General features: G+C 74.7%; 15 protein-coding genes. 8 read left to right on the top strand and 7 right to left on the bottom strand.

What is annotated here, in order from left to right:
• Positions 1-46 precede the first annotated feature (46 nt).
• Together AB0G79_RS27645 and treZ are read left to right on the top strand one after the other, a co-directional pair.
• The gene (locus tag AB0G79_RS27645; protein WP_360811031.1) at positions 47-1,015 is read left to right on the top strand and encodes a GNAT family N-acetyltransferase; all 969 of its coding nucleotides are present in this window, start codon (positions 47-49) and stop codon (positions 1,013-1,015) included.
• 99 nt (positions 1,016-1,114) lie between these two features.
• The gene (gene treZ, locus AB0G79_RS27640; RefSeq protein ID WP_360811029.1) at positions 1,115-2,869 is read left to right on the top strand and encodes a malto-oligosyltrehalose trehalohydrolase; all 1,755 of its coding nucleotides are present in this window, start codon (positions 1,115-1,117) and stop codon (positions 2,867-2,869) included.
• A gap of 23 nt (positions 2,870-2,892) precedes the next feature.
• On the opposite strand, the gene AB0G79_RS27635 is transcribed toward treZ, so the two are convergent.
• The 4 genes from AB0G79_RS27635 to AB0G79_RS27620 form a co-directional block, all read right to left on the bottom strand.
• A complete protein-coding gene (locus tag AB0G79_RS27635; RefSeq protein WP_360811027.1) occupies positions 2,893-4,035 on the bottom strand; it encodes an aminopeptidase P family protein in 1,143 nt (380 codons plus the stop codon).
• A gap of 103 nt (positions 4,036-4,138) precedes the next feature.
• Positions 4,139-5,098, bottom strand: a complete 960-nt coding sequence (locus AB0G79_RS27630; protein ID WP_360811025.1) for a hypothetical protein — start codon at positions 5,096-5,098, stop codon at positions 4,139-4,141.
• Positions 5,099-5,147: 49 nt separating this feature from the next.
• Positions 5,148-6,029, bottom strand: a complete 882-nt coding sequence (locus tag AB0G79_RS27625) for a LysR family transcriptional regulator (RefSeq protein WP_360811023.1) — start codon at positions 6,027-6,029, stop codon at positions 5,148-5,150.
• 10 nt (positions 6,030-6,039) lie between these two features.
• Positions 6,040-6,579 (bottom strand): tetratricopeptide repeat protein, encoded by a 540-nt coding sequence (locus tag AB0G79_RS27620; protein WP_360811021.1) that lies wholly within the window; start codon positions 6,577-6,579, stop codon positions 6,040-6,042.
• 96 nt (positions 6,580-6,675) lie between these two features.
• On the opposite strand from AB0G79_RS27620, the gene AB0G79_RS27615 reads away from it, so the two are divergent.
• A complete protein-coding gene (locus AB0G79_RS27615; RefSeq protein WP_360811019.1) occupies positions 6,676-7,416 on the top strand; it encodes a gamma-glutamyl-gamma-aminobutyrate hydrolase family protein in 741 nt (246 codons plus the stop codon).
• 57 nt (positions 7,417-7,473) lie between these two features.
• On the opposite strand, the gene AB0G79_RS27610 is transcribed toward AB0G79_RS27615, so the two are convergent.
• On the bottom strand, positions 7,474-7,986 hold the full coding sequence (locus AB0G79_RS27610; RefSeq protein WP_360811017.1) for a YcxB family protein: 513 nt from the start codon (positions 7,984-7,986) through the stop codon (positions 7,474-7,476).
• A 24-nt stretch (positions 7,987-8,010) separates the two neighbouring features.
• On the bottom strand, positions 8,011-9,036 hold the full coding sequence (locus tag AB0G79_RS27605; protein ID WP_360811015.1) for a hypothetical protein: 1,026 nt from the start codon (positions 9,034-9,036) through the stop codon (positions 8,011-8,013).
• A gap of 132 nt (positions 9,037-9,168) precedes the next feature.
• On the opposite strand from AB0G79_RS27605, the gene AB0G79_RS27600 reads away from it, so the two are divergent.
• Entirely contained in the window at positions 9,169-9,846 is a 678-nt protein-coding gene (locus AB0G79_RS27600; protein WP_360811013.1) for a helix-turn-helix domain-containing protein, read from the top strand.
• Between the two features lie 19 nt (positions 9,847-9,865).
• On the opposite strand, the gene AB0G79_RS27595 is transcribed toward AB0G79_RS27600, so the two are convergent.
• The gene (locus AB0G79_RS27595; RefSeq protein WP_360811011.1) at positions 9,866-10,495 is read right to left on the bottom strand and encodes a nucleoside/nucleotide kinase family protein; all 630 of its coding nucleotides are present in this window, start codon (positions 10,493-10,495) and stop codon (positions 9,866-9,868) included.
• Positions 10,496-10,562: 67 nt separating this feature from the next.
• Here AB0G79_RS27595 and AB0G79_RS27590 point away from each other — a divergent pair, with 67 nt between their 5' ends.
• The 4 genes from AB0G79_RS27590 (at position 10,563) to AB0G79_RS27575 (ending at position 14,952) form a co-directional block, all read left to right on the top strand.
• Positions 10,563-10,970 carry a VOC family protein gene (locus AB0G79_RS27590; protein WP_360811009.1) on the top strand — a complete coding sequence of 136 codons (408 nt, stop codon included), beginning with the start codon at positions 10,563-10,565 and terminating at the stop codon, positions 10,968-10,970.
• Between the two features lie 172 nt (positions 10,971-11,142).
• Positions 11,143-11,550 (top strand): DUF2690 domain-containing protein, encoded by a 408-nt coding sequence (locus AB0G79_RS27585; protein ID WP_360811007.1) that lies wholly within the window; start codon positions 11,143-11,145, stop codon positions 11,548-11,550.
• Between the two features lie 83 nt (positions 11,551-11,633).
• Positions 11,634-12,416 (top strand): SDR family oxidoreductase, encoded by a 783-nt coding sequence (locus AB0G79_RS27580; RefSeq protein WP_360811005.1) that lies wholly within the window; start codon positions 11,634-11,636, stop codon positions 12,414-12,416.
• A 154-nt stretch (positions 12,417-12,570) separates the two neighbouring features.
• Positions 12,571-14,952, top strand: a complete 2,382-nt coding sequence (locus AB0G79_RS27575; protein ID WP_360811003.1) for a hypothetical protein — start codon at positions 12,571-12,573, stop codon at positions 14,950-14,952.

The following is a 14,952-nucleotide window of genomic DNA, read 5'->3' as shown; positions in this document are numbered from 1 at the left end:
TACCGTCTGCGCTCCTCACCCCGACATTCCCCTGGAGCAGTCCGACTTGACTCTGTCTCACGTCGTGATCCGTCCCCTCACCGGGCCCGACGAGCTCGACCTCTTCCTCCGCCTCACCTACTCGCTCGACCACGAGGTCGCCGACGACCTCGCCACCGGCCGCCGGCTCCCCGCGTGGATGTGGGTCGCCGTGGACCCCGCCACGGACCGGCTCCTCGGCCGGCTCTCCTGGTGGACCAACCAGGCCGGCGCCCCGCCCCTCTCGCTCGACTTCTTCGACCTCTCCCCCGAGCTCTCCGCCGAGGAGCGCGCCGCGCTCGGCCTCCGTCTCCTGGAGACCGCCACGGCCGCCGTCGTCCCCGCCGGGGCCCGGCGGCCCGAGTTCGGGCGCTTCATGCCGGCCGACTGGCGCGAGCGGTCCGAGGTGCGGTCCGTCCTGGAGTCGCTGTTCGGGGTCCTGGAGGCCTCGGGTGCCCGTCCGCTGGTCGAGCGGCTCCGGCTCGAATGGCGGCCCGGTGCGCCCGTACCGGAGGCGAACGGCCGGCTCGACTTCCGGCCCGTACGGGACCGCGAGGACCTGGTCGCGCTCATGACGCCGGTCATGGAGGGCACGCTCGACGCGCACGGCCGGGCCGATCTCGCGTCCGGGCTCTCCGCCCGCGAGGCGGCGGAGCTGCACTACGACGAGGAGCTCGCGCAGTACGCGTCGCCCCGGGAGTGGTGGCGGGTCGCGGAGCTGCCCGGGAGCGGCGAGCCCGTCGGCTTCGTCGTGCCCGCGCGGAACAACTACCACCACACGATCGCCTACATCGGCGTCCTCCCCGCCCACCGCGGCCACGGCCACGTCGACGACGTCCTCGCCGAGGGGACGCGGATCCTCGCCGCCGCCGACGTGCCCCGGATCCGCGCGGCGACCGACCTCGGGAACGTCCCGATGGCGGCGGCCTTCGCCCGGGCGGGTTACGTCACCTTCGAGCGGGCGATCAATTACGTGTGGGACGCGCCGGAAGGCTGACGGGGGCCCGACGGGGACACCTCCTGAGCATGCCGGGCGCGTCCCCCGCCCGGCTGCCAGGATGGGTCGGGAGTCAGCCGTCGACCGGAGGGGAATCCCTTGCTCTTCGAGGTGTGGGCGCCGAGCGCCCGTGACCAGGTGGCGCTGGAGCTGAACGGCTCGGCCCACCTCCTGGACAGGGACGCCGAGCGGGACGGCTGGTGGACCGGGGTCGTCCCGGCGGAGGACGGCGACCGGTACGGCTTCGCCCTCGACGGCGGGCCCGTGCTGCCGGACCCGCGCTCGCGCCGGCTGCCGGACGGCCCCGACGGGCTGAGCGCGGTCGTCGACCACGACACCTACTCCTGGCGGCACGAGTCGCCGCGCCTGCGGCTGCAGAAGGCCGTCCTGTACGAGCTCCACGTCGGCACCTTCACCCCCGAGGGGACGCTCGACGCGGCGGCCGCCCTCCTCGGGGAGCTCGCGGGCCTCGGCATCACCCATGTGGAGCTGATGCCGCTGTGCCCGTTCCCGGGGGTGCGGGGCTGGGGGTACGACGGGGTGGCGCCGTGGGCGGTCCACGAGCCGTACGGCGGTCCCGAGGCCCTGAAGCGGTTCGTGGACGCGGCGCACGGGCTCGGCATGGGCGTCGTCCTCGACGTCGTCCACAATCACCTCGGGCCCTCCGGCAACCATCTGCCGTCCTTCGGGCCGTACTTCACCGAGACGCACCACACGCCCTGGGGCGCGGCCGTGAACCTGGACGCCCCCGGTTCGGACGAGGTCCGGGCGTACTTCCTGGGGAGCGCGCTCGCCTGGCTGCGGGACTACCGGATCGACGGGCTGAGGCTCGACGCCGTGCACGCGCTCGCGGACACCCGGGCCCTCACCTTCCTCGAAGAACTCTCCTCCGAGGTCGACGAGTTGGCGAAGGAGCAGGGGCGGCAGCACTTCCTGATCGCCGAGTCGGACCTCGCCGACCCGCGCACGACCACGCCCCGCACCCTGGGCGGGCTCGGCGTCCACGCCCAGTGGAACGACGACTTCCACCACTCGCTCCACACCGCCCTGACCGGTGAGTCCCAGGGGTACTACGGGGACTTCGCGCGCGCCCCGATCGCCGCGCTCGCCAAGACGCTCACGCACGTCTTCTTCCACGACGGGACGTACTCGACGTTCCGGCGCCGCCACCACGGCCGGCCCGTGGACCGCGAGCGCACCCCGGCGCACCGCTTCCTCGGGTACGCACAGACCCACGACCAGATCGGCAACAGGGCCGTCGGCGACCGCCTTTCGGCCTCCCTCTCCCCCGGCCTCCTCGCCTGCGCGGCGGCGCTCGTCCTCACCGGGCCGTCGGTTCCGATGCTCTTCATGGGCGAGGAGTGGGGGGCGACGACCCCGTGGCAGTACTTCACCGACCACACCGACCCCCGGCTCGCGGAGGCCGTACGGCGGGGCAGGCGGCGGGAGTTCGCGGAGCACGGCTGGGACGAGGAGGAGGTTCCCGATCCGCAGGATCCCGCCACCCGCGACCGCTCGGTGCTCGACCGGGCGGAGCGCGAGCGGGACCCGCACAAGCGGCTCCTCGCCTGGCACCGGGAGCTGATCGCGCTGCGCCGCACGCTCCCCGACCTCACCGACCCGGACCTGGCGGGCGTGAAGGTCGCCTTCGACGAGGAGTCCCGCTGGCTGGTCTTCCGGCGCGGTGACCTGCGGGTCGCGGTCAACCTGGGCAAGGAGCCGGTGGCGATCCCCCTGGGCTCCAACGGCCGCGACCGGATCCTCGCCTCCTGGGACCCGGCGGCCGTGGCCCCGGGAAGCGACGGTGTGCTCGGCGTGCCCGGGGAGTCGGCCGTCGTCCTCTCCGACGGCTGAGCCCCCGGGGGGGGCGGGGCCGGCTACTCCACGATCGCCATCTCGTGCGGGGTGTTGTTGAAGCGGCGCCCCGCCCCGTCCTCCGTCGCCGTCACGATGTCCTCGATGCGGACGCCGAAGCGGCCCGGCAGGTAGACGCCGGGCTCGATGGAGAAGCACATGCCGGGGACGATCGGGAGCTCCTCGCCCTCGATCATGTACGGCGGCTCGTGCGTCGTGACGCCGATGCCGTGGCCCGTGCGGTGGATGAAGTACTCGCCGTACCCGGCGTCCGCGATGACCTTGCGGGCGGCGCGGTCGACGTCCTGGCAGGCGACCCCGGGCCGCACCGCCTCGAACCCGGCCTGCTGGGCCTCCCGTACGAGGTCGTGGATCCGCCGCTCCTCCGCCGTGGGCTCGCCGACGTGGACGGTACGGGTGGTGTCGGAGCCGTAACCGTGCTTGAGGCCGCCGAAGTCGAGCACGACCATGTCGCCGTGCTCGATGGTCCGGTCCCCGGCCTCGTGGTGCGGGTTGGCACCGTTGGGACCCGAGCCGACGACGGTGAAGTCGACCTGGGAGTGGCCGAACTCCATGAGGAGCCGGGCGAGGTCGGCGGCGACGTCGGTCTCCTTGCGGCCGGCGAAGCGGACCTTGAGGATCTCGCCGTACGCCTGGTCGGCCGCCGCGCCGGCCGCCGCGATCCGCGCGAGCTCGTGGGCGTCCTTGACGCCGCGGAGCATCGGCAGCGCCTCGGTGAGGGAGACGTACGAGGTGCCGGGCAGGGTGTTCTGGAGGCCGATGAGGTGCATGGCCCAGGCGTTGTCGCTGATGCCGAAGCGGCCCTCGGCGTCGAGGAGCGGGGCGGTCACCGCGTACGGGTCCTTGCCGTCGGTCCAGTCCCGGAGGGTGAGCGCGGCGGCGCCGACCGACCGCTCGACGTCGGGGGCCTCCAGGGTCGGGACGACGAGGACCGGGTCCTGCCCGGCGGTGAGGACGAGGAAGGTGAGGCGCTCGGTGATCGCGGTCGGCTGGTAGCCGGTCAGGTAGACGAGGTCGGGGCCCGGGGCGACGATCACGCCCGCCAGCCCGGCATCGGCTGCGGACTCGGCGGCGCGGGCCATCCGCGCCCGGTAGTCGTCCGTCGTGAAGGGCACGACCTCGTCGAGGGCGGGGGTGCGGGACATGGCGGCTTCTCCTCGGCTTCGGAGCATGACGGTGGAGCGTACTGCCAGCATCCTGCCCGGCGGCTTCCCCCGACGCGACCGCTCAGCGACCGCCGCCGACCGCTCAGCGGCGGTCCGGGCCCTGCGCGATGAGGCGTTCCAGGAGTTCCTGGAAGTCGTCCCCGACCACGATCCGCAGGTCGCCCCGCTCCTCGTCGTGCTCGCTGAGCTGGGTGAGCGTGCCGTTCCGCCACCAGAAGACGTACGGGCTGATGGCTCCCGGCGTGTCCTCGTACCCCGACGCGGCGAAGGAGGCCATCGCGCCGAGCGCCGGGATGATCGAGGTGTCCCTGATGGGGTGGAAGGCGATCTGGTGGCGGAAGGGCAGGGCGACGAGGGCGCCGTGCTCGCCGAGCGGCACGCCGGTGACGCGCCGGGCCAGGCCGTCGAGGTCGAGGACGCGGCTCGCGGTGTAGAAGGAGTCGCCGACGACGACCTCGAAGCACATGCCGTCGGCGTCCCGGACGGTCTCGTGCTCCTCGACCGGCAGCCCGCGCAGGTTGCGGAGCGCGCGCTCGCGGAGCTGGGTGTGGCCACCGAGCCGTTCGAGCGCCTCGTCGGTGAGCATCATGACGCTCTCCGGGAGGTCGAGCGCGAGGACCTCGTACAGACCGGGGGCGACGGTCCGCGCGTACCCGAAGGCGCCCGCGTCGATCCCGTCGCCGCTGACGACGCGGGGGTACAGCTGGGCCCTGATCTGCTCGGGCGGCAGGGTCTCCAGGGCGGAGGGGCCCTCGGTGGCCCGGACGACGAGTTCGACGTGGCGGCGGATCAGGTCGGGCCAGACGCGCGGGCCCCTGCGGTCCTGGTGGCAGACGGCGGCGAGGTTGCCGAGGCCGAACCGGCGCTTCCTGTCGTCGACGACGTGGTCGGCGTAGACGGTGACCTCGAGGCCGAGCTCGGCGAAGGTGGCCCGGACCCTGCCCCGGAACAGCGCGGCCTCGGCCTGGGAGAAGTACGCGAACTGGGGATCCCTCGGTGCGTCCTCACCGTCCCGCCTGGGTCCTCGTCGCAGCCACCCCACGCCCGTCCGCCTTCCGTAGCCGTTGCGGACAGGGTAGGCCCTGCGGGTGTCAGCTCTGGAGCCGTCGCGAGAACTCGGCCACGGGACCGGCGACTTCCTGGTGCGTTCCGGCCAGAAGCAGCAGCTCCGTGCGGTGGACGAGGCGGGGCGCGACCAGCGGGACGGCCGCGGCGCCCGGGACGCCGGTGGCGACGGGAAGCGGCAGGAGCGCGAGGCCGTGCCCGGCGGCGGCGAGCGCGGCGAGGGTGCGGGGGTCGGTGCCGTCGTACCGCAGGGCCGTGCGGAATCCGCGTCCGGCGGGTCCGGCGTGGACGGCCCGCAGCTCGTCGAGCGGGACGCCGGCGGCGGGGGCGTCGAGCCAGCGGGCGTCGGCGAGGTCGTCGAGGCGGAGTCCCCGGCGGCCGGCGAGCGGGTGGCTCGCCGGCAGGACGACGGCGAGGGCCTCCTCGGCGACGCCGGTCGCCGCGAGCGGGGCGACGTCGGGCAGCCGGAGCGGGTCGCTGGGCGCGGCGATCCCGTCGACGAGCCCCGCGTCGGCCTCGCCCGCCGCGACGGCGGCCGGTACGCGCGCGCGTGGCAGGGCGCGCACGGTGACGCCGGCGGCGGGGAGGGCGGCGAGGGTACGGGGGTGGAGGGCGAGCGGGGAGGCGGCGACGCTCAGGGTGGCGCGGGGCGCGGCGGCGAACCGGCCGAGGTCGGCGCGGGCCGCGTCGATGCGGAGGAGCAGCGCGCCCGCGTGTTCGAGGAGCCGCCGTCCGGCGGGGGTGGGCGCGACGGGCCGCCGGGTGAGGAGCGGGAGCCCGAGGTCGGCTTCCAGGGCGGCGACGTGCTGGGAGACGGCGGACTGGGTGTAGCCGAGCTCGCGGGCCGCGTCGGAGAAGGAGGAGAGGCGGGCGACGGTGACGTACGTGCGGAGGAGGTGCGGGTCCATCAGGGACGGTTCACGACCCGTCGGGGGCGGTGAGCAGGGCGCGCGCGTAGTGCGCGAGGGAGCGGTTGTAGCGGGGCAGCAGGGGCGCGAGGGCGCCGAGGGCGAGGGAGGCGGCCTCGCGGTCGCGGCCGGTGTCGGCGAGCGCGAGGGCGAGGAAGGCGTCGACGGCGGCGGAGAGCGCGGTCTCGTCGGCGTCGAGGCGTTCGGCGGGGATCGCGCGCTCGGCGGTGAGGAGTTCGACGCTGCGGTCGGGACGGCCGAGGTTGCGGAGGCTGCTGGCGAGCTGGATGACGGCCCGGCGGCGGCGCAGTCCGGTCAGACCGCGGTCCAGGGCGCGCCGGTAGAAGCGGACGGCCTCCTCCGGCTCTCCGGTGGAGTCGTGGGCGGCGCCCTGCTCGAAGAGGGCGGCGGCGTCGTCCTCGGGCCACTCGGCGGCGAGCTCGGCGATCCGGGCGCGGAACTCGGCGGGTTCGTGCTCGTCGATGCGGGCCCAGAGGGCGGCGACGCGGGCTTCCCAGTCGTCGCCGATGCCGTGGTCGTCGGTCGTCATGCGGCCACGATACCGGCGCGGGCATAAGCATTCGCGATGGACGGACCAGAGATCATCGTTGGACGTGAACCACCGACGACGACCAGCATGTTCGTCATGACGACGACCACGACACGCACCGCTCCCCGGATCGCCCTCGTCGGCGACCGCTCCGCCCACGTCCGCTCCCACGTCCGCGTTCCCGTCCTCCTCGACGCCCTCGCCGAGCGCGAGGGGCTCGCCCTCGACGCGTACTGGATCCCGACCGCCGACGCGGAGGTGCCGGGGGCCGTCAAGGGATTCGACGCGGTGTGGGTGCTGCCGGGCAGCCCGTACGCGAGCGAGGCGGGGGTCCTCGCGGCGATCCGTACGGCCCGGGAGGACGGCGTCCCGCTCCTCGGCACCTGCGGCGGCTTCCAGCACATCCTGCTGGAGTACGCGCGGAACGTCTGCGGTCTCGACCGCGCGGCCCACGCCGAGAACGACCCGTCGGCGGCCGAGGAGGACCTGGTGATCGCGCCGCTCGCCTGCTCGCTCGTGGGACACGAGGGGAAGGTCCGGCTGACGCCGGGGTCGCTGGCGGAGGAGTCGTTCGGCGCGGAGCGCTCGACGGAGCGGTACCACTGCAACTTCGCCCCGGCGGTCCGTCACCTCGACACGTTCACCGCCCACGGCCTGCGCTTCACCGGCGAGGACGAGGACGGAGCGGTCCGGGTGGTGGAACTCCCCTCGCACCCCTTCTTCCTGGCGACCCTCTTCCAGCCGGAACTGTCGGGCGACGGCAGCGTCCCGCACCCGCTGGTCCGCGCACTGGCGGTGGCGGCGACGGAGCACGCGGCGGCGGGCGTCCGCCGCTGACCCCCGGAGGCGGGGCAGCCGTCAGCGCCCGGGCAGCCGTCAGAGCCGGGGCAGCCGTCAGAGCCGGGGCAGCCGTCCGCCCACCAGCGCGCGCAGCCGGTCCGCTTCCTCCGGGGAGGCCAGGCCGCGGAGGGGCAGGATCTCGACGAGGAGGACGTTCGGGTCGCGGCTGAAGAGGACCAGGTGGTCGCGGGTCTCCCGGTAGCCGCGGAAGAGCGACCAGCGCTGGAGCAGCGCCACGTGCGCGGTCTCGGCCGTGACCCCCGTCGCGCTCACGGACGTGCGGTACTCGCCCTGCCAGGACACCGTGCGCAGGGCGTGGTGGGCCTGGAGGCGGGGCAGCGACCAGACGAAGGCGGCGCAGAAGGCGACGAGGACGACCGACGCCGCCGAGGACCGGGGCGCGGCCAGGGTCAGCACGGCCCCGACTGTGAAGAGGGCGACGAACGCCCACCGCACGAGGTGCAGGTGACGCAGCCGCTCGCGCGCCAGGACGCCGGTGAGGATGTCGGCGCGCGTGGGCGTGTAGGCCAGTTCGACGGTTTCGGTTTCCCTGATCTCCGTGGGCATGGTGGGGGAGCCTATCCGAGCCCGTCATCGCCGAAATCGCCGAGCCACCGCCGTGAAGGCCTCCTTCGGTTCCCAGTCCAGGTCGGGGTAGGCGGCCCCCCGGCGTCCTTCGAGGAGTTTGACGATGCCCAGCCCGGCCCGGTCCAGGTCGTCCCTCGGGTCGCCGTCGGGGCGGTGGGGGTAGCCAGGCAGGGCGAACAGGAACACGAACGCGCTGTCCACGCCCTCCGTCTCGAAGATCTCCAGGAGTTCGCTCAGGTACGCGGCCTGGCCGGCCTCGTCCCGCTCGTGGACCTCCTTCAGCCGCACCGGGGCCTTGGTGACGGGGTCGTGCTCGACCACCTCCATCACCCGGCCCCCGCGGTCCCCCGCGCCCCGGTAGGCCGCGGTGCCGAACCCGGTGACGGCGAGCGGCTTGGGACCCCGCGCGAGGGTGCGCACGGCCTCCCGGAAGCGGTCGGCGACCTCGGCGGAGCGGAGGAGCTCGTACGTCACGATGTCGAAGAGGGTCCAGTCGACCTGCTCGAACTGGATGGCGGCGTAGGTGAGTCTGCCGTGGAAGCGCTCGCGGACCGAGGCGACGGCTTCGCGGAGGAACGCGTTCACGCGCGCGCCGAGCTCGCACATCGCTTCCGCCCGCCGCTCCGGCCGGCCCATCAGATGCGCGACGCGCTCCTCGGGGTTCTCCCCGGGCAGGAACCCGCGGTTCATCACGCTCAGCTCTACGCCCGCGACGAACACGACCTCGGCCCCCTTCCGCCGAAGGCGTTCCGCACGCTCGGCGCAGTCGCGGAAGAGCGCGAGGATCCGGTCCGGTTCCAGCTCCAGCGGGTAGGGCGAGAGCCAGACCTCCAGGCCGAGTTCGGCGGCGGCATTGGCGGCGCCCTCCAGCCGGTCCGGGTCGCCGCCGATGATCTGGACCGCGTCGCAGTGCAGGTCGTCGCGGATGACGGCGAGTTCCCGCCGGACCACGTCGGGGTCGAAGCGGTCGTGTGACGTCCGGCCGTCGACGACGAATCCGGTGTCGTAGGTCATTCCTCTTGCTCGCATGGTGACGTCCTCTCCGAACCGTCTCGGGGGACCGAGCCTGACAGGAATCATGCGCGCACGCAAATTTACGTCTCCGCAGATTTGCGTGAGGGCAACTTTGCGGGGCCGCAGTCGGTGTGGAACGCTGGCGCCGTGACGACACCACGACCAGGGCTACGGGAGCGGAAGAAGCGGGCCACGCGCGAGGCGCTCCGCGAGGCGGCCCTGCGCCTGGCGGTGGAGCACGGACCCGACCGGGTCCGCGTCGAGGACATCGCCGAAGCCGCAGGGGTCTCGCCCCGCACGTACAACAACTACTTCGCCAGCCGCGAGCAGGCGATCGTCTCCGCCGTCACCGCGGACCGGGAGGAGCGCGTCGCGGCGGCGGTCGCGGCCCGGTCCCCGAGCACGCGCCTGGCCGACGCGGTCACCGAAGCCGTGGTCGAGCAGTACACGAACCCGGACGAGCGCGGGCAGGAGGCGCTCCTGCTGATGACCACGCAGCCCGCCCTGCGCGTCGCCTTCCTCGCCTCCACCGCCGACATCGAACCCCCGCTCGCGGCGGTGATCGCCGACCGCGTCGACGACGCCGGAGCACACACGGCCCGCGTCCTCGCGGCGAGCGTCGCCGCGGCCGTCCGCATCGCGCTGGAGGGCTGGCTCCGCCCGGTCCGCGACACCGACACCGACACCGCCGAGACCGGGCCCGCCGGAGGACTCGTCGTGCCCTCCGGTTCGCCGGCCGACCAGCTCCGCGCGGCGCTGGCCCCGCTCGCGCCCGCGTTCGACGCCGCCGAGCGACGCACTCCACCGCACGCGGCCGCCACGTGACCGCGGAGCCGGTACGGCGTCAGCTCATGGTGACGACGAGGTGGGCGCGGTCGCGGCCGCGGGCCACCAGACGGGCGTTGGCCTCGTCGGAGTCGTGGACCCAGCGCTCGGCCCGGTCGCGGTCCTTGCCGAAGCGGACGTGCCGTTCGACGAGTCGGGGGACGCGGCGGCGCGCGTCGAGGTGGAGGTACCAGGCCTCGTCGAGGAGCGGCAGGACCCCGGCCCAGCCGTCGGCGTCGTGGAGGAGGTAGTTCCCCTCGGTGACGACGAGCGGCACCTCGGCGGGGACGGGTACGGAGCCGGCGATCGGCTCCTCCAGGGCCCGGTCGAAGGCGGGGGCGTAGACGGTCGTGCCCGGCACGGGGGTGCGGAGGCGGGCCAGGAGTGCCCGGTAGCCGTCGGCGTCGAAGGTGTCGGGCGCGCCCTTCCTCCCCGCCCGGCCGAGCCGCTCCAGCTCGGCCTGCGCGAGGTGGAAGCCGTCCATGGGGACGAGGGCGGCGAGCCCGTCGAGGCGGGTGACGAGCCGCGCGGCGAGCGTCGACTTCCCGGCTCCCGGCGCCCCGGCGAGTCCGAGGATGCGGCGGGTGCCGGTCCCGGCGGCGAGGGCTCCCGCCCGCTCCACGAGGGCCTCGAATTGTTGCGCGTCCATGTCGGGATTCTCGCACCGGGCGGTTCCGGTTGACGCGGGTAGATTCCTCCGTATTACGTTGGGTGCCATGCCGTCCATCGCACTCGTCACCCTCGTCGTCCGTGACTACGACGAGGCCATCGCCTTCTACACCGACGCCCTCGGCTTCGACCTCGTCGAGGACACCGACCGGGGCGACGACAGCCGCTGGGTCGTGGTGCGCCCGCGCGGCGCGGCCGGTGTCGGCGGCCTGGGCAACTCCGGTCTGCTCCTCGCCCGCGCCAAGGGCCCCGAGCAGGAGGCCTCGGTCGGCAACCAGACGGGCGGCCGGGTCGGCTTCTTCCTCCACACCGAGGACTTCGCGGGCGACCACGCCCGCATGGCCGCCGCCGGGGTGAAGTTCCTGGAGGAGCCCCGCCACGAGCCGTACGGCTCCGTCGCCGTCTTCGAGGACCTGTACGGCAACCGCTGGGACCTGCTCCAGCCGGCGGGCTGACGGACCGGGCGCGGCTCCGGGCGCGGACCGGGTGCGGCTCCGGGGGCGCGTGCTCCCGGCGCCCGGAATCCCCCGTATGCGCTCTTCTGGGCGTGCGGGTCCGCGTCCGACCCTGGGATCGATCACCGCCATCGGCGCCACTGTCGCCACCGATCCCCGGAGGACCCCCGCCATGTCCGGACGACGCCCGTACGCCCGCACCCTCGCGACGACCGCGCTGGTCGGCGCCCTGTTCCTGCCGACCGACGCCTCGGCCGCCCCCTGCCGCGCCGAGACGTGCAACGGACTCGACCCCCTGACGACGCACTGCGACATCGCCGCCCGGACCGTGAAGTCCGCGCCCCTGCCCGGCGGCGGACGGCTCGAACTGCGCTGGAGCGCCACCTGCCAGGCGAACTGGGCGCGGGTCAGCGGCGTCTTCGCCGGGACCCCGGTCATGGTCGAGAACACCGTCGACGACTGGCAGGACGCCACCGCCGGTACGTCCACCTACAGCCACACGCCGATGGTGGACGGCACGCACAGCTCCCGCGCGGGGGCGCGGTTCGGCGACGCCGTCCACTGGACCCTCTGGGCCTGACGCACCACCCCCGCCGGGCGTGCGTCCGGCCCTGTGCCAGGATGCGTGTACTGGCCCGCTTTTTCGACTGGGAGCGACACGCAATGAGCACCTCCTCCTCCGGCTACCTCTCCGGCCTCTTCTCGCTCGAAGGGCGTACCGCCCTGGTCACGGGCGGGAGTTCCGGCATCGGCCGGGCCATCGCGGGGGCGCTCGCCCGCGCCGGGGCGAGCGTGGTGGTCCTGGCGCGCAAGGAGGCCGAGCTCGTAGCGACCGTCGGCGAGCTGACGGCGGAGGGGTGCCGCGCGTCCTGGGTGAGCGCCGACCTGAGCACGCGCGAGGGGATCAAGGCGGGCGCCGAGGCCGCCGCCGCCGTGTACGGCGAGCCGGACATCCTGGTCAACTCGGCCGGGATCAACCTGCGTCCGCCGATGGGCGAGCTGTCCGACGAGGTGTGGGACACGACGATGACGGTCAACCTGGAGGCGCCGTTCCTCCTCGGCCGCCGCTTCGGTCCCGGCATGGCCGAGCGGGGATACGGCCGGATCATCCACATCAGCTCCCAGCAGGCGCACCGCGCCTTCGTGACCAGTGGGGCGTACGGGGTGTCCAAGGGCGCCGTGGAGTCGCTGGCCCGTTCGCAGGCCGAGGCGTGGGCTCCGTACGTCACCGCGAACACCCTGGTCCCGGGGTTCGTGCTGACGCCGCTCAACCAGCGCCTCCAGGAGGACCCGGAGAAGGTCACCGCGCTCGCCGCCCGCACGATGGCGGGCCGGAACGGGCTGCCGGAGGACTTCGCGGGCGCGGCCGTCTTCCTGGCGAGCCCGTCCTCCGCGTACGTGACGGGTCATTCGCTGTTCGTGGACGGCGGATTCTCCGTCCACTGACCCCCGCCGGAACACGCTGTGTAGCCGCCGCGGAGCAGGCGGTAATGGCGGCAAAGTACCTGCACAGAGCCGCTTCTTCTGCTGAGATGGTCCCCCGGCGTCCAGCCGGGGGCGATCTTGAGGGACGGGGATGCTGCGGGGCTTCGGGGAACGCTTGGGACTGCCCGGCGCGCTGGGTTCCTTACCCCTCGCACCTCTGGTTCCCGAGTACGAGACGCTGACGCGTCTTCAGCACGACGCCGGGTTACGGCACTTCGGCCAGGCGGTGGTCGCCGACGGCGAGACCCTGTCGTTCGTGGACGGGCTCTTCGTCCACGTGGGGCCCCGGCGCCGGTACGTCTCCGCGAGCCGCCTGAACGACCGCGCCGCCGCCCACGCCGCGCACGCCCCGCTCCTGCGGCTGCTCGCGGAGATCCAGAACCGTGACGCGGCCCTGCTCCGCCGGGTCCTGCTGCATCAGCTCATCACGCTCCTGCGCGATTCCGGCGGGCGGCTCGACGCCGCCGAACTCGGCCTGGTCCCGGGCGAGTCGACCATCCTCGCCCAGGCCGCCGGCACGATCCCCGTGCTCGACGCCCGGCAGCGGAAGGCGGCCGAGTCCCTCGGCCGGCTCTGGGAGCAGCGCAGGTTACGGACCCTGGCGCGGACCCTCACCGGCCTCGGGCCCGTCGCCCTCGGCGCGGACCCGGCCCTCGCGCGGCTCGACGCGCGGCTCGGCCTCCGTCTCGGGCGCTGCGACCGCGAACTCGCCGCCGCCCGTGCCGCGCAGCAGGCGGACGCGGCCCGCACGCACTACCTGGACGCCCTCCGCATCGCCGCCGACGACCCGGCGGCCACCCGCGGTCTCATCCACCTCGAACGGCCCCGGCGCGCGGCCGCCGCGCCCCTCACCGCACGGCTGACGGAGGACAGGGTCGTGCTCTCCTGGCCGGTGCCGGACGACCGGGGCTGGCGCGCCTTCCGGCTCACCCGGGGCGCCGACCGGCTGACCGTCGTCCCCGTCACGCCGTCGAAGCCCGGGGACCGGTCGGCCGCCGGGACCGACCAGGACCCGCAGCGCGGGACGCTCGTGCGGTACGCGGTGTTCCCGCTGCGCGACGGCGTGCCCGAAGGGCCCCCGCTGGTCTCCCACCCGCTCCTCGTCGCGCCCGACGTCGAGGACCTCACCGTCACCGACGGGCCCGCGCGGCTCACCGCCCGCTGGACCCGGCCGTCCCGCACCGACCGAGTGACCGCCGCGCTGCTCGGCGCCGGGGGCGCGGTCGTCGCCCGGCAGCAGGTGGGCGCGGGGGTCGACACGTACACCTTCACGGGGCTGCGCCCCGGCACGTACACCGTCGAGGTCGTCTGCCACCACCCGCCGGTGGAGTCGGCGGGCGTACGGGTCCCCGCCGTCGTGCACCGCTGGCCGGAGCAGGTCGCGGCCCTCGTCGCCGAGCCGGACCCCGAGAGCGGGCTCCGCTTCCGCGTGCGCGGCGGGGAAGGGGCCGAGGTGCGGCTCGTGACCTGGCCCGAGCCCGAGCCCGTGCCCGCGGCCGGTACCGGGCTGCGTGCGGACGCGCTGCCCGCCCCGCTCCCCTGGGCCGCCCACGGCACGCCCCACGCGGTCGAGCCGCCCTCCGCCTACGCGGGTCCCGTCGTGGCGGTGTCGGTCCTCGGGGAGAAGGCCGTCGTCGGTCCGTCCGTGCGGGTCGACGTCCCCGCGCCCGTCACCGGGCTGCGCGGGATCCGCGAGACCGACGGCCGCGTCCGGCTCGTCTTCGACTGGCCCCCGGGGGCCGGGGCGGTCGAGGTGGCGTGGGAGCAGAACGGGGTCCGGGACCGCCTCCGCGTCAGCCGTTCCGTGTTCGTCCGGGAGGGGCTGCGGCTGCCGACGGGTCCGGCTGCGGTCCGGGTGAGCCTGCGCGCGGCGCCGAGGGAGACGCCTGCTTCGCCGCCCGGACCCGGGAACGGGAACGGGAACGGCACGACCGCGGGCACAGGCGCAGGATCGGGCGCAGGCGGCGGTACGGGAACGGGCGTCCGGACGACGGCCGTCACCCTCAAGTACCCGCGGACGCTCCCCGCGCCCGGCACGCGGGCGACCCCCGCCGCGGCCACGCCCCCGGCCACCGCCGCCGACGACGTCGTCGTCATCGCGCGGCGGACGCCCGCGCTGCTCGACCTCCCCGGCGAGGTCGTCGTCACCTTCCGGCTCACCGTCCGGCGGGCGCGGCGCGGCCTCGCCAGGAAGCAGCCCGTGGGGGCGCTCGTCGAGGTCATGGTCCGGGGGGCCGGGGGCACCGGGCCCCTGCCGGACTTCCTGCTCGTCGGACGGACCGGGGACGCGGCCTCCGCCCGGCCCCGCAACCCGGAGGACGGCGACGTCCTGCTCCGGCTGGGCGGGGACGAGCTGGCCGCCGCCCCGGAGACCCTGCGGGAACTGCCCGGGACGCTGTTCCGGCCTCCCTACGCCCTGCGCGCGTTCCTGGTCGGCGAGGGCGCCGCCGAAGCGCGCCTCCAAGAACCCGCCCTCTCGACCCTGGTGGTGCGCTGA

Origin of the sequence: Streptomyces sp. NPDC020807 (assembly GCF_040641575.1) — a bacterium.
Lineage (GTDB): Bacteria > Actinomycetota > Actinomycetes > Streptomycetales > Streptomycetaceae > Streptomyces.
Note: the sequence above shows the minus strand (reverse complement) of the source record. Positions and strands in the feature narration are given on the sequence as shown.

What these genes read in the sequence shown, in the direction of transcription:
- AB0G79_RS27635 (WP_360811027.1), bottom strand. Translation starts at nt 4,035, where the DNA reads ATGTCCCGCACCCCCGCCCTCGACGAGGTCGTGCCCTTCACGACGGAC.
- AB0G79_RS27625 (WP_360811023.1), bottom strand. Translation starts at nt 6,029, where the DNA reads ATGGACCCGCACCTCCTCCGCACGTACGTCACCGTCGCCCGCCTCTCC.
- AB0G79_RS27620 (WP_360811021.1), bottom strand. Translation starts at nt 6,579, where the DNA reads ATGACGACCGACGACCACGGCATCGGCGACGACTGGGAAGCCCGCGTC.
- AB0G79_RS27615 (WP_360811019.1), top strand. Translation starts at nt 6,676, where the DNA reads ATGACGACGACCACGACACGCACCGCTCCCCGGATCGCCCTCGTCGGC.
- AB0G79_RS27610 (WP_360811017.1), bottom strand. Translation starts at nt 7,986, where the DNA reads ATGCCCACGGAGATCAGGGAAACCGAAACCGTCGAACTGGCCTACACG.
- AB0G79_RS27605 (WP_360811015.1), bottom strand. Translation starts at nt 9,036, where the DNA reads ATGCGAGCAAGAGGAATGACCTACGACACCGGATTCGTCGTCGACGGC.
- AB0G79_RS27595 (WP_360811011.1), bottom strand. Translation starts at nt 10,495, where the DNA reads ATGGACGCGCAACAATTCGAGGCCCTCGTGGAGCGGGCGGGAGCCCTC.
- AB0G79_RS27590 (WP_360811009.1), top strand. Translation starts at nt 10,563, where the DNA reads ATGCCGTCCATCGCACTCGTCACCCTCGTCGTCCGTGACTACGACGAG.
- AB0G79_RS27585 (WP_360811007.1), top strand. Translation starts at nt 11,143, where the DNA reads ATGTCCGGACGACGCCCGTACGCCCGCACCCTCGCGACGACCGCGCTG.
- AB0G79_RS27580 (WP_360811005.1), top strand. Translation starts at nt 11,634, where the DNA reads ATGAGCACCTCCTCCTCCGGCTACCTCTCCGGCCTCTTCTCGCTCGAA.